The 12,823-nt window shown below is 58.6% G+C and carries 13 protein-coding genes; 7 read left to right on the top strand and 6 right to left on the bottom strand.

Features of this window, described 5'->3' with window-relative positions:
- Window positions 1–2: 2 nt before the first annotated feature.
- The 5 genes from RHM56_RS25405 (at window position 3) to fdhA (ending at window position 6,223) form a co-directional block, all read left to right on the top strand.
- On the top strand, window positions 3–335 hold the full coding sequence (locus tag RHM56_RS25405) for a sarcosine oxidase subunit delta (protein WP_322237127.1): 333 nt from the start codon (window positions 3–5) through the stop codon (window positions 333–335).
- On the top strand, window positions 332–3,349 hold the full coding sequence (locus tag RHM56_RS25410) for a sarcosine oxidase subunit alpha (RefSeq protein ID WP_322237128.1): 3,018 nt from the start codon (window positions 332–334) through the stop codon (window positions 3,347–3,349). The genes RHM56_RS25405 and RHM56_RS25410 overlap by 4 nt, the downstream gene beginning before the upstream one ends.
- A gap of 12 nt (window positions 3,350–3,361) precedes the next feature.
- Window positions 3,362–3,994 carry a sarcosine oxidase subunit gamma gene (locus RHM56_RS25415; RefSeq protein WP_322237130.1) on the top strand — a complete coding sequence of 211 codons (633 nt, stop codon included), beginning with the start codon at window positions 3,362–3,364 and terminating at the stop codon, window positions 3,992–3,994.
- A 96-nt stretch (window positions 3,995–4,090) separates the two neighbouring features.
- The gene (gene purU / locus RHM56_RS25420) at window positions 4,091–4,948 is read left to right on the top strand and encodes a formyltetrahydrofolate deformylase (protein ID WP_322237131.1); all 858 of its coding nucleotides are present in this window, start codon (window positions 4,091–4,093) and stop codon (window positions 4,946–4,948) included.
- A 75-nt stretch (window positions 4,949–5,023) separates the two neighbouring features.
- Window positions 5,024–6,223 carry a formaldehyde dehydrogenase, glutathione-independent gene (fdhA, locus tag RHM56_RS25425; protein WP_322237133.1) on the top strand — a complete coding sequence of 400 codons (1,200 nt, stop codon included), beginning with the start codon at window positions 5,024–5,026 and terminating at the stop codon, window positions 6,221–6,223.
- A 115-nt stretch (window positions 6,224–6,338) separates the two neighbouring features.
- Here fdhA and RHM56_RS25430 read toward each other — a convergent pair whose 3' ends face one another.
- From RHM56_RS25430 to RHM56_RS25440, 3 genes are all read right to left on the bottom strand, one after another.
- Window positions 6,339–7,388: an RHS repeat-associated core domain-containing protein gene (locus RHM56_RS25430; protein WP_322237135.1), complete on the bottom strand. Its 1,050-nt coding sequence runs from the start codon at window positions 7,386–7,388 to the stop codon at window positions 6,339–6,341.
- Window positions 7,389–7,608: 220 nt separating this feature from the next.
- Entirely contained in the window at window positions 7,609–8,283 is a 675-nt protein-coding gene (locus tag RHM56_RS25435; RefSeq protein WP_322237138.1) for an anti-sigma factor domain-containing protein, read from the bottom strand.
- Window positions 8,280–8,912 (bottom strand): RNA polymerase sigma factor, encoded by a 633-nt coding sequence (locus tag RHM56_RS25440; protein WP_322237140.1) that lies wholly within the window; start codon window positions 8,910–8,912, stop codon window positions 8,280–8,282. Before RHM56_RS25440 ends, RHM56_RS25435 begins: the two co-directional genes overlap by 4 nt.
- 270 nt (window positions 8,913–9,182) lie before the next feature.
- Here RHM56_RS25440 and RHM56_RS25445 point away from each other — a divergent pair, with 270 nt between their 5' ends.
- A complete protein-coding gene (locus RHM56_RS25445; RefSeq protein WP_322237142.1) occupies window positions 9,183–9,755 on the top strand; it encodes a DUF2780 domain-containing protein in 573 nt (190 codons plus the stop codon).
- Between the two features lie 3 nt (window positions 9,756–9,758).
- Here the strand turns inward: RHM56_RS25445 and RHM56_RS25450 are convergent, their stop codons facing one another.
- Window positions 9,759–10,646, bottom strand: coding sequence for an acyltransferase (locus RHM56_RS25450; protein ID WP_322237144.1), 888 nt, complete (start codon window positions 10,644–10,646; stop codon window positions 9,759–9,761).
- 221 nt (window positions 10,647–10,867) lie between these two features.
- Between RHM56_RS25450 and RHM56_RS25455 the strand changes: the two genes are divergently transcribed.
- Complete coding sequence (locus tag RHM56_RS25455; RefSeq protein WP_322237146.1) at window positions 10,868–11,368, top strand: ATP-dependent zinc protease; 501 nt, start codon at window positions 10,868–10,870, stop codon at window positions 11,366–11,368.
- Window positions 11,369–11,530: 162 nt separating this feature from the next.
- Here RHM56_RS25455 and RHM56_RS25460 read toward each other — a convergent pair whose 3' ends face one another.
- Together RHM56_RS25460 and RHM56_RS25465 are read right to left on the bottom strand one after the other, a co-directional pair.
- Window positions 11,531–11,707 carry a hypothetical protein gene (locus RHM56_RS25460; protein ID WP_322237148.1) on the bottom strand — a complete coding sequence of 59 codons (177 nt, stop codon included), beginning with the start codon at window positions 11,705–11,707 and terminating at the stop codon, window positions 11,531–11,533.
- On the bottom strand, window positions 11,704–12,816 hold the full coding sequence (locus tag RHM56_RS25465; RefSeq protein ID WP_322237150.1) for a PepSY-associated TM helix domain-containing protein: 1,113 nt from the start codon (window positions 12,814–12,816) through the stop codon (window positions 11,704–11,706). The genes RHM56_RS25460 and RHM56_RS25465 overlap by 4 nt, the downstream gene beginning before the upstream one ends.
- Between the last annotated feature and the right edge of the window lie 7 nt (window positions 12,817–12,823).

A 12,823-nucleotide genomic window follows, 5' to 3' on the forward strand; every position in this document is an offset into this window, starting at 1 on the left:
CCATGTTGCATATCTTCTGTCCTCATTGCGGCGAGTTGCGCTCCGAAGAAGAGTTTCACGCCAGCGGTCAGGCGCACATTCCGCGCCCGCTCGACCCGAACGCCTGCACCGACAAGGAGTGGGGCGATTACATGTTCTTTCGCGACAACCCACGCGGCTTGCACCACGAACTGTGGAACCACGTGGCCGGTTGCCGCCAGTTCTTCAACGCCACGCGCAACACCGTGACGTACGAGATTCTTGAAACCTACCTGATCGGCACTAAGCCGCAGTTCACCGAACAGGCTGCGCCCGTCGCGCCAACCGCTACCCGTGAGCAGGGAGAAAAGGTATGAGCCAGACCCATCGCTTGCCTAACGGCGGCCGCGTTGATCGCAATAAAGTGCTGACCTTTACCTTCAACGGCCAACAGTACAAAGGCTACGAAGGCGACAGCCTGGCCGCTGCGTTGCTGGCCAACGGCGTCGACATTATCGGTCGCAGTTTTAAATATTCCCGGCCTCGGGGCATTTATGCCGCGGGCGCTGAAGAGCCGAACGCAGTGCTGCAAATCGGCGCCACCGAAGCCACACAAATTCCTAACGTGCGCGCCACGCAACAGGCGCTGTATCAAGGGTTGGTCGCCACCAGCACCAACGGCTGGCCCAACGTAAACACCGACATGATGGGCATTTTGGGCAAAGTCGGCGGCAAGCTGATGCCGCCGGGTTTTTACTACAAAACCTTTATGTACCCGAAGTCGTTCTGGATGACCTACGAGAAGTACATCCGCAAAGCCGCAGGCTTGGGCCGTTCGCCGACCCAGAACGACCCCGACACCTACGACAACATGAACCATCACTGCGACGTGCTGATCGTCGGCGCAGGCCCGGCCGGTCTGGCTGCGGCACTGGCCGCCGCACGCAGCGGTGCCCGGGTGATCGTGGCCGATGAACAGGAAGAATTTGGCGGCAGCCTGCTCGACAGCCGCGAAAGCCTGGACGGCAAGCCCGCCATGGAATGGGTGGCCAAAGCCATCGCCGAGCTCAAAGGCTTGCCCGATGTGCTGTTGCTGCCACGGGCGACCGTCAACGGCTATCACGACCACAATTTTCTGACCATTCATGAGCGCCTCACCGACCACCTGGGTGACCGCGCACCGATTGGTCAGGTACGTCAACGCCTGCACCGGGTTCGTGCCAAGCGTGTGGTGCTGGCCACCGGCGCCTGCGAGCGGCCACTGGTGTATGGCAACAACGACGTGCCGGGCAACATGCTGGCGGGTGCGGTGTCGACTTACGTGCGCCGCTACGGTGTGGCGCCGGGTAAAAAACTGTTGCTGAGCACCAACAACGATCACGCGTATCGCGTGGCGCTGGACTGGTTGGATGCAGGCCAGAATGTGGTCGCCGTGGCAGATGCACGCAGCAACCCGCGTGGCGCACTGGTAGAAGAAGCACGGGCCAAAGGCATTCGGATTCTGACCGGCAGCGCAGTGATTGAAGCCCGTGGCACCAAGCGCGTGACGGGCGCCCGTGTGGCGGCAATCGACCTTAAAACCCACAGCGTCACCAGCCCTGGCGAATGGCTGGAATGTGATCTGGTGGCCACCTCGGGCGGCTACAGCCCGGTGGTGCACTTGGCTTCGCACTTGGGCGGCAAGCCGACCTGGCGCGAAGATATTTTGGGTTTTGTGCCCGGCGAAGCGCCGCAAAAACGCGTGTGCGTCGGCGGCATCAACGGCGTATACGGCTTGGGCGACAGCTTGGCCGATGGCTTTGAAGGCGGCGTGCGCGCGGCCAGCGAGGCCGGGTTTAAGGCGGTCGAAGGCGTGCTGCCAAAAGCCTTGAATCAACGTCAGGAAGCCACCGTGGCGTTGTTCCATGTACCCCATGAAAAGGGCACGGCGCGGGCGCCGAAACAATTTGTCGACCTGCAAAACGACGTCACGGCAGCAGCTATTGAACTGGCCACCCGCGAAGGTTTTGAGTCGGTCGAACACGTAAAACGCTACACCGCGCTGGGTTTTGGCACCGACCAGGGCAAGCTGGGCAACGTCAACGGGCTGGCGATTGCCGCCCGCTCGCTGAACGTGACCATCCCGCAGATGGGCACCACCATGTTCCGCCCCAACTACACGCCGGTGACTTTTGGCGCGATAGCGGGTCGCCATTGCGGGCACATTTTCGAGCCGGTGCGTTACACCGCGCTGCAAGCCTGGCACGTCAAGCAAGGCGCCGAGTTTGAAGACGTCGGCCAATGGAAACGCCCGTGGTACTTCCCGCGTAATGGCGAAGACCTGCACGCAGCGGTCAAGCGCGAATGCCTGGCGGTGCGTGAAAGCGTCGGCATCCTGGACGCCTCCACCCTGGGCAAGATCGACATTCAAGGCCCGGATGCGCGTGAGTTTTTGAACCGCATCTACACCAACGCCTGGACCAAGCTGGATGTGGGCAAGGCGCGTTACGGGCTGATGTGCAAAGAAGACGGCATGGTCTTCGACGATGGTGTAACCGCCTGTTTGGCCGACAACCATTTCGTCATGACCACCACCACCGGCGGCGCCGCGCGCGTGTTGCAGTGGCTGGAAATCTATCAACAGACCGAATGGCCTGACCTGAAGGTGTACTTCACCTCGGTCACCGACCACTACGCAACGCTGACCTTGAGTGGGCCCAACAGCCGCAAGCTGCTGAGCGAAGTGACCGACATTGATCTGGACCGCGAAGCGTTCCCGTTCATGACCTGGAAAGAAGGCCTGGTCGCTGGTGTACCGGCGCGGGTGTTCCGTATCTCGTTTACCGGCGAGCTGTCGTACGAGGTCAACATTCAGGCTGACTACGCGATGGGCGTGCTGGAAAAAATCGCCGAGGCGGGTAAATCGTACAACTTGACCCCGTACGGCACCGAGACCATGCACGTGCTGCGGGCCGAGAAGGGTTTCATCATCGTCGGCCAAGACACCGACGGCTCCATGACCCCGGACGACCTCAACATGGGCTGGTGCGTGGGTCGCACCAAACCGTTCTCGTGGATCGGCTGGCGCGGCATGAACCGCGAAGACTGTGTGCGTGATCAGCGTAAACAACTGGTGGGCCTCAAGCCGGTTGATCCGAACAAGTGGCTGCCGGAAGGGGCGCAACTGGTGTTCAACCCTAAGCAGACCATCCCGATGACCATGGTTGGCCATGTGACCTCCAGCTATGCGCACAACTCGCTGGGGTATTCGTTTGCCATGGGCGTGGTCAAAGGTGGCTTGAAGCGCATTGGCGAACGGGTGTTCTCACCCCAGGCGGATGGCAGCGTGATCGAGGCTGAAATTGTGTCTTCGGTGTTTTTCGACCCGAAAGGCGACCGGCAGAATATTTGAGTGGGTGATCTCATGACGACCGCAAACGTATACCAACAACGCCCGGACTCGGGCGCTAAAGCCGAGTCATCGCTGCATCACGCCCACCTGGCCAAGTTGATCGGCAAGGGCCGTAAAAACCCCGGCGTCACCGTGCGCGAGAAAAAACTGCTGGGCCACCTGACCCTGCGCGGTGACGCCAAAGACCCGGCCTTTGCCGAAGGCGTGCACAAGGCACTGGGCCTGGAGCTGCCGGTGGCCTTGAGCCTGGTGGCCAAGGGCGACAGCTCGCTGCAATGGATGGGCCCGGATGAATGGCTGCTGATCGTCCCTGGCGGCCAGGAATACGCGGTGGAACAAGCCCTGCGCGCCGCGTTAGCAGGGCTGCACATTTCGGTGGTCAACGTCAGTGGCGGGCAACAACTGCTGGAGTTGAGCGGGCCGAACGTGCGCAACGTGTTAATGAAGTCCACCAGCTACGACGTGCACCCCGACAACTTCCCGGTGGGCAAGGCGATCGGTACGGTGTTTGCCAAGTCGCAACTGGTGATCCGGCACACGGCTGAAGACACCTGGGAGCTGTTGATCCGCCGCAGTTTCTCGGATTACTGGTGGCTGTGGCTGCAAGATGCGGCGGCGGAATATGGGCTGAATGTCGAGGCATAACGCCAATCCTGTGTAGGAGCGAGCTTGCTCGCGATCTTTTAAAAGCTCGCGAGCAAGCTCGCTCCTACAGAGGGGTCTATAACAAGGAACTTCATCATGAGCCGCGCCCCTGACACCTGGATCCTCACGGCCGACTGCCCCAGCCTGCTGGGCACGGTCGACGCTGTGACCCGTTACCTGTTTGAACACCGTTGCTACGTCACCGAGCACCATTCCTTTGATGATCAGCGTTCGGGACGGTTTTTTATTCGCGTCGAATTCCGTCAGCCCGAGGGTTTTGACGAGAATGTCTTTCGCGCAGGCCTGGCCGAACGCGGCCAGGCATTCGGCATGGCCTTCGAACTGACCCCGCCGCACTACCGGCCCAAAGTGCTGATCATGGTGTCCAAGGCTGATCATTGCCTCAACGACCTGCTGTATCGCCAGCGCATCGGCCAACTGTCGATGGATGTGGTGGCGGTAGTGTCCAACCACCCCGACCTTGAGCCGCTGGCGCAATGGCATGGCATCCCGTATCACCACTTCGCCCTCGACCCGACCAACAAACCTGCGCAAGAAGCCCGTGTGTGGCAAGTGATCGAAGACACCGGCGCCGAGCTGGTGATCCTTGCCCGCTACATGCAAGTGCTGTCGCCCGAGCTGTGCCGCAAACTCGACGGCAAGGCCATCAATATTCACCACTCGTTGCTGCCCGGCTTCAAGGGCGCCAAGCCGTATCACCAGGCGTATGAGAAAGGCGTGAAACTGGTGGGCGCCACTGCGCACTACATCAACAACGACCTGGACGAAGGCCCGATCATCGCTCAGGGCGTGGAGGTGGTGGACCACAGCCACTACCCCGAAGACTTGATCGCCAAAGGCCGCGACATCGAAGCCCAGACCCTGGCGCGGGGTGTGGGGTATCACATTGAACGGCGCGTTTTCCTAAATGGAGGTCGTACGGTGGTGCTATGACGGCAGTGACACGTTCTAAGCTGCAAGCGACACGTTAAAACTGCTTCACCTCCAAAAACAACAAGGGTGAATACGATGGCTGACAATCGCGGTGTGGTGTACCTGGGCAATGGCCAGGTTGAAGTGCAGAGCATTCCTTTTCCCAAGATGCAAAACCCTCAAGGCAAGCCGATTCATCACGGAGTGATCCTGCGGGTGGTGTCGACCAATATTTGTGGCTCTGACCAGCATATGGTGCGCGGTCGCACCACGGCGCAAACCGGGTTGGTGCTGGGCCATGAGATCACCGGCGAGGTGATCGAAGCCGGGCGTGACGTTGAACATTTGAAAGTCGGCGACCTGGTGTCGGTGCCGTTTAACGTGGCGTGCGGGCGTTGCCGCAGTTGCAAAGAGCAAAATACCGGCGTGTGTCTGACCGTCAACCCGGCCCGTCCCGGCGGTGCGTATGGCTATGTGGACATGGGCGATTGGGTCGGCGGTCAGGCTGAATATGTATTGGTGCCGTATGCCGATTTCAACCTGCTCAAACTGCCAAACCGCGACGCGGCGATGGAGAAAATTCGCGACCTGACCTGCCTCTCCGACATTCTGCCCACTGGCTACCATGGCGCCGTGACCGCAGGCGTGGGGCCGGGCAGCACGGTGTACATCGCAGGCGCTGGCCCGGTGGGCTTGGCCGCGGCCGCTTCGGCGCGTTTACTGGGCGCAGCAGTGGTGATTGTGGGGGACGTGAATCCGATTCGTTTGGCCCACGCCAAGGCGCAGGGCTTTGAAATTGCCGACCTGTCCAAAGACACCCCGCTGCACGAACAAATTGCTGACTTGCTGGGCGAGCCTGAAGTCGACTGCGCGGTCGATGCGGTGGGCTTTGAAGCGCGTGGTCACGGGCATGACGGCGTCAAACACGAAGCGCCGGCCACGGTGCTCAATTCACTGATGGGCGTGGTGCGGGTCGCGGGCAAAATCGGTATTCCGGGTTTGTACGTCACCGAAGACCCGGGCGCTGTGGATGCTGCGGCAAAAATGGGCAGCCTGAGCATTCGCTTTGGCTTGGGCTGGGCGAAATCCCATTCCTTCCACACCGGGCAAACCCCCGTCATGAAATACAACCGCCAATTGATGCAAGCGATCATGTGGGACCGCATCAAAATTGCCGACATTGTGGGCGTTGAGGTGATTAGCCTGGATGACGCACCACGCGGGTATGGCGAGTTTGATGCGGGTGTGCCGAAGAAGTTTGTGATTGATCCGCATAAATTGTTTAGTGGCGCCTGAGTTTTATTGAAGCTAAGCGCTCCTTGTACAAGGAGCGCTTGATATAAGTTAACGGAATATTCGCTGGACGTGATTAGCTGTTTGGTTTTCGATGGCTGTCTTTTTGCGAATTTTTTTAAAATTCTCTGACTAAATGGACTTTTTCCCCCATGAATTTTAAGTATTTTTTTGCCCAAAATAAGCTTTCGTGTGAAGGCTTGTAGTGGCCTGATCTATTAGTTAAGGACACCCCCAAACTACCTTGTACATCCTCAGTTCTGAAAAATGAGCCTGCACTGAGTATATGGGTTGCGCCCACTTCATTGGCGAGAACGGAGTGAGGGATGTAGCCTGTTCCCTTCGACCAGTTATTCTTTGCTACAAATAGTCCGTTTTCGCCATCGAAAATAAATTTGTACTCAAGGTCCGTAGATAGCGAGTCCAAATCTCCTGGTTTTGTTATTTTTTTGATACCGAAGTCATGTCCCGTATCTTTAACATTTTTAAAGCGATTTATCTCGCGGTCTAATTTTTCAGATTGAAGGTTTTTGAGAACAGCAGGCGCAGCCCTTCTTGGTTTGTTTATGACGTTATTTGTATGAGTGGGACGTGGGGCTGATTTTGTACGTGAACTTTTGAAGCGTGATAGAAATTTCGAAATATTACGAAAAATTGCGATATGGCCGCTTGGGTCTGTTTCATTAATTGGGTTTGTACTATACGCATACGCATTAATCCCCCCCTCGCCAAACGGGCTCCAACTGTCCGGACTATTAAAGCGCATCAATACCGGATTAAACGCCCGATACCCCTGGCCCAATAAATAATGCCCGGTCACGGGTTCTGGTCGTTCGCCATTAAAGCCTGCGCCGTTGATTGCATCGTCAGCAGGATGATGACCAAACGCAGAATATGCCTGTGCTTGCTGGCGGCCATCTGGGCTAACGCCATTGAGCACCGATGTTTGCTGGTCGGTAGCCAATAAGGTGGTGCCGGGTGCAGTACCGTGTTGTTGAACCGCCAGCGGTTGTGAATCGAACTCAAAAAACCGGCTTTTACGCTCGCCTTCAATTTCGGTGGCAATGCGGCTCTGGTTGTAAAAGCGTTGAGTGGTGTTGGCGCTTGCGAGGCGGTCCAAGGGGTCGTATTGGTAGGTGCTGGCTAATAGTTTGCCTGTTTTGCTCATGCTGAACTCCCGGAATATAGTTCGGACGAACACACAGCATCCACCCGGCCTCATGGGCTGTATAGCTAGCAGATCTGATAGGTAGAGACGTGCGCCTGTAGTCGCTGCGCTTTTCAGCTTCTACAGAGATTGTGGCTGCAAGCGCTGGGAGATGTGTTTGAGGTCGACGCCCGATTGCCTCGCGGTCTTTTGATTTTCAAAAGACCGCGAGGCACTTCGATTACAACGCGGCCAACGGCCCCTGATACAACACCGGCCCAGTCGGTTGTCCGGTCGGTGAGCCGCCTTCGGGCTCCAGGCTCACGGCCAACACCACGTTGCTTGCCAGCAGTTGCTGCTGGCTGGCGTTCAGGTCGATCTTGCCCGCGCCTGCCGCTGGCAGCAGACCCAGCGACACGGGGTTACCGCCTACCGGGATCGCCCACAATTGCAGGCTGCGCCCACTGTCCACGGCCGCCAGTTGCAGCGGCTTCACGTTCAGGTAGTCGGCATGCGCTTCAATGCGCAGGGTCGGTTGAGCGGTACCGCTGAGCAAGGTGGCTTTGTAGGTGATGCTGTCGCGGGTCGTGAGCAGGCCCACGGCTACGGCGATCACCACGGTGCAGGCGGCTGCTGTGACGCGCAGCCAGTTCCAGAATGGCGGCTTGGCCGGCACGTGGAGTTTTTGCGGCTCAATGCGCGCCACGATGCCTCGCCACACATGCTCGGGAACGGGGTCTTGGCCAAGCGTATCGGTCAGCCGCACGAGGGTGGTTTGCCAGGCGGCGAGTTCCTCACGCAAACCCGCATCATTGAGTAGCAGTTGTTCAAAACGCTTGCGTGCGCCAGACGGCATTAAACCGATGGCGTAATCGCCAGCCAATGCCCGGCGCAGGCTAGGGGTTTGGTAATTCATGATTCAAGGCACCTGCGCAGACGTTCCATGCCCCGGCGTATCCAGGACTTTACCGAGCCGATCGGAGCGGCCAATTGCTCGGCCAATTCGCTGGCGCTGTGGCCATGGAAATAAGCCGTGGTAATGGTTTGGCGCTGCTGGCCCTCCAGTTGCTCAAGGCACTGGTTGAGCGCTTTGGCCTGGCGGGCAGTGTCCAGTTGTTCGTCAGCGCCAGGGCTCTCATCGGCCAGGGCGTCTTGCTGTACATCGCTTAGCGGCAGCTCGCGCTGCTTGCGCAGTTGGTCGATGGCTTGATGACGGGTGATGGTGATCATCCAGGTCAACGGTGCGGACAAGCGGGGCTCGTAGCGCGCGGCGTTGTGCCAGATACGCACGAAACTTTCTTGTACGACTTCTTCGGCCAGATCCCGGCGACCCATGCAATGCAAGGCCACGCTTTGCAGACGGGGAGCGACGCTACGATACAACGTTTCAAAAGCTCGGCGGTTACCCAAGGAGCACTGGGCCAACAGCTTTTTGAGGTACTCAGCGTCGGAGATTAAAATACCCGTTCTCCCATATATCAAAGGGATGGCACAGTGCCATTCGCCTAAGGAGATTAGTTCAAAATCCGCGTTTTTTCCATTCATGACGAGGTTAATCCACTCATTTCCATGGCTTTTTTTCTGACCGCCTAGTTAGTTTTTAGCGGGTCAAGCGCACGGTCCTTCAGGTCTGTCTGTGTTTGATATACGCGGGGGTGTGTAAAGCGGATGCAGCGCAGATCAACTTTTTTCCATTAAGCTGGCGCACTGTTTGATCCGCCGCAGGCTGTTGGGAACATCTGCCGAGGGGTTGGGTCTTATTGACAGTTTGGCTGCTCCGTTGCGGGCGGTTTTTTGGTTTAAGAGGTTGATGCGATGAAAACGTTGAATGCGGTAGCACTGGCAGCATTGATGAGCGTGGCAGCGAGCCCGGTTTTTGCAGGTTTTGACTTGGGCGCGGCAACGCAAATACTCAATCAGGTACAAGGCGGCAACAGCGCCAGCTCTGACAAGACGATGCAGGCAGTCGATTTGCTGACCAAAGCCAAGGCATTGGGGGTTACGCCGGAGCAAGCCGCAGGGGGGGCGGGTGCAATGTTGAGCCTGGCTAAAAACCAACTGACCTCTACCGATTACAGTGCCCTGACTCAGCAAGTGCCGGGTATCAACAAGGTGACGGGTGCGGGTGCATTGACTCAACTGAGCCAATTAAGCGCCAAGAACCCGCAGATTCAGGCCCTTGTGGGTCAGATCAACCCAGTCAGCTCAGACGCCAAGGTGGCGGTGAGCAATGTGACCAACGCCTCGCAACTGGACTCTGCGTTCGAAGCCTTGGGCATGAACAGCAGCATGGTTCAGCAGTTTGCCCCTCTCATTACTCAGTACTTGGGCCAACAGGGCGTTGCCAGCCCGCTGTTGACCACCCTGGGCAGCCTCTGGGGCATTTAAGCGTTAGCCGCGCTCAGCGCGCAATGTGCTGATGCGCTGGTCTTTCTTGATCCAGAGCTGGTTGATCCAGCTCTGGACCTGCTCGCGAAACACCGGGTCGTTTGCGTAATCGCCCTGCCACAACGCCGGGTCCAGCTCGCGGGTCTGAATATCGACAATCACCTTGGGCACTTGCCCGCTGATCAACGCCCAAAAGCCCGGAATGCTGGCCTGTGGATACACCACGGTCACGTCGAGCACCGCGTCCAGCTGTTCACCCATCGCCGCCAGCACAAACGCCACGCCACCCGCCTTGGGTTTGAGCAGGTAGGTGTAGGGCGATTGTTGTTGCGCACGTTTGGCCGGGGTAAAGCGCGTGCCTTCCAGGTAGTTGACCACAGTGACCGGCTGGCGCTTGAACAGCTCGCAGGCGGCTTGGGTGATTTTGAGGTCCTGGCCCTTGAGTTCGGGGTGTTTGGCCAAAAATGCCTTGGAGTAGCGTTTCATGAACGGGTAGTCGAGTGCCCACCAGGCCAGGCCCAGAAAGGGCACCCAGATCAGTTCTTTCTTGAGGAAGAACTTGAAGAACGGCGTGCGCCGGTTCAGGCCTTGCATGAGCGCGGGAATATCGACCCACGATTGATGATTGCTGATCACCAGATACGAGGTGTGGCGGCTGAGGTTTTCGGCGCCGCGTATGTCCCATTGAGTGGGCAGGCAGAGGGCGAAGATGCGTTTGTCGATGTCGGACCAGGTCTCGGCGATCCACATCACGGCCTGCGAGTTGTAATCGCGCAGGCGCCCTGGCGAGACCAGTTTGAGCAGCGCAAACAGCATCAGCGGGCCGAACAGAATGAGGGTGTTGCACAGCAACAGCAGGGTGACCAAACAGCCGGTGAGCAGGCGGCGCATAAGCAACTCTTGAACGTTTAAGGACTGGCCATGATAAGCAGCGTGTTGCAGAACGCCAAATCGAAGTGCTAACAAATGTTTCACTCGCAATGCGATAACCTGACGCAAATCCTGTAGGAGCGAGCTTGCCTCGCGATCTTTTAAAAGATCAAAAAATCGCGAGGCAAGCTCGCTCCTACAGGGGGGTGTGACCACTGGATTCTTTTAAGGAAATGACCGCCATGAAGTCTGTTTTAGCCTTGCTGTCTGTATTGGCGCTGCCGGTGATGGCCGCCGAACCGACCCTGTACGGGCGTTATGAGTACATCAAACTGCCGGAAATCGGCGAAACGCTCAAAGCCAAAATGGACACCGGTGCCTTGACCGCTTCGCTGTCGGCCAAAAATATTCAGACCTTTACCCGTGATGGTGAAGAGTGGGTACGTTTCCAGCTCGCCACCCCGGATGCCAGCAGCAAGGTGTATGAACACAAAGTGTCGCGCATCAGCAAAATCAAAAACCGCGCCGATGAAGACGAAGACAAAGACGGCACCGAAGTGGCCAAGCGCCCGGTGGTCGATTTGGAGATGTGCCTGGGTGACGTCAAACGCACCGTGGAGGTCAACCTCACCGACCGCAGCAGCTTTAACTACCCGCTGTTGATCGGCGCCAAAGCGCTGCGTGAGTTCGGTGCGGCGGTGAACCCGGCACGTCGCTATACGGCGGACAAGCCGGGCTGCTGAGGTCGGGTACCCATTGCCCAATAAGTAATGCCCGGTAAGCGGGTCTTGTCGTTCGCCATTAAAGCCATGGACCTGATGTGGACCGGCTGCGAGAGATGAGGCCCCATATCAAAATGGGCGGGAATTGAAGTGCGGCAGCTCCCACGCGGGGGTGGGTTCGAATCAGCGTTTAAGCAGCCCGCGCACGCTGATCCATGCCGGGATGCCCAGGCCGATCCAGCTCAGCACGTCCCAGGCGCTGTCGCCCAGAAGCGCGCCGAACAAGCCCGCACCTGTGACGAGGGCAATCGCCAGCGGCACGCTGAACACTTTCCAGAAACTCGACTGACGCGGTTTCATTTCGCGCTCTCCTTGGCGGCCTTGCGCCGCACCCACCACAGGTACAGGCCGCTGCCGAGCACGATGATCGTCAGCAGGTCGAGGGCTGCCCAGAGTATTTTCATGGGCATGCCGCCGTAGTCACCAAAGTGCAGCGGCTGCGACATGCCCATGGCGTCCATGTACCAAGGGCGTGAGCCCACGGCGGTGACGTGCAGGGTGCTGGCGTCGATCAGGACCGGTGTCAGCAGGTGCGAGGTGAGGTGGGTGCTGCCTTTCATGAACACGGCGTAGTGGTGTTCGCTGGAGAAGCGCGTGCCGGGGAAGGCGATAAAGTCCGGGCGCATGCCGGGTGCCGCGGTGGCGGCGATGTCCAGCAGGTGGCTGGCGGGGGCGAGTTGGGTCAGGGGCGGCGCATTGCGGTAGGGTTCGACCATGGCGCTGAGGGTGTCGTTGCGCCAGGCGTCGATGATCAGGTCGGCGCAGGCGCTGATAACCCCGGTGACGCCGACCACCAACGCCCAGGTGAGTGTGACCACGCCGATCAGGTTGTGCAGGTCGAGCCAGCGCAGGCGTGTGGATTTGTCGGTGCGCACGGTGGCGAATTCATGGCGTCGCATGAAGGGCAGGTACAGCACGGTGCCGGAGATGATCGCCAGCACAAACAAGGTGCCCATAACGGCCAGCAGCAGTTTGCCGGGCAGCCCGGCGAACATGTCCACGTGCAGGCGCAACATGACCATCATGATGCCGCCGTTGGCGGAGGGCACTTCTATGGCCTCGCCGCTGCGGGCGTCGAGCATAAAGGTGTGGGATGAGTTGGGTTCGGTGCCTGCGGTGGCGGCCATGATGGCGTAGACGGCGTTGGGCTCGTCTTCTTCCCAGCCGAAATATTGCATGACCTCGCCCGGCCGGTGAGCCTCGGCGGCGTGCACCAGTTGCTGCAAGTCGAGTTGCGGCGTGCCTTGGGGCAGTACTTTGACCTGTGGTGCATCACCCAGCAGGTGGTCGATTTCATGGTGAAAAATCAACGGCAAACCGGTGAGCGCCAGCATCAACAGGAAGGCGGTGCAAATCAGGCTGGTCCAGGTGTGGATAAAGGACCAGCGGCGAATGGTTTTGCTTTTCATGAGGGTC

Source organism: Pseudomonas sp. CCC3.1, from assembly GCF_034347405.1.
GTDB lineage: Bacteria > Pseudomonadota > Gammaproteobacteria > Pseudomonadales > Pseudomonadaceae > Aquipseudomonas.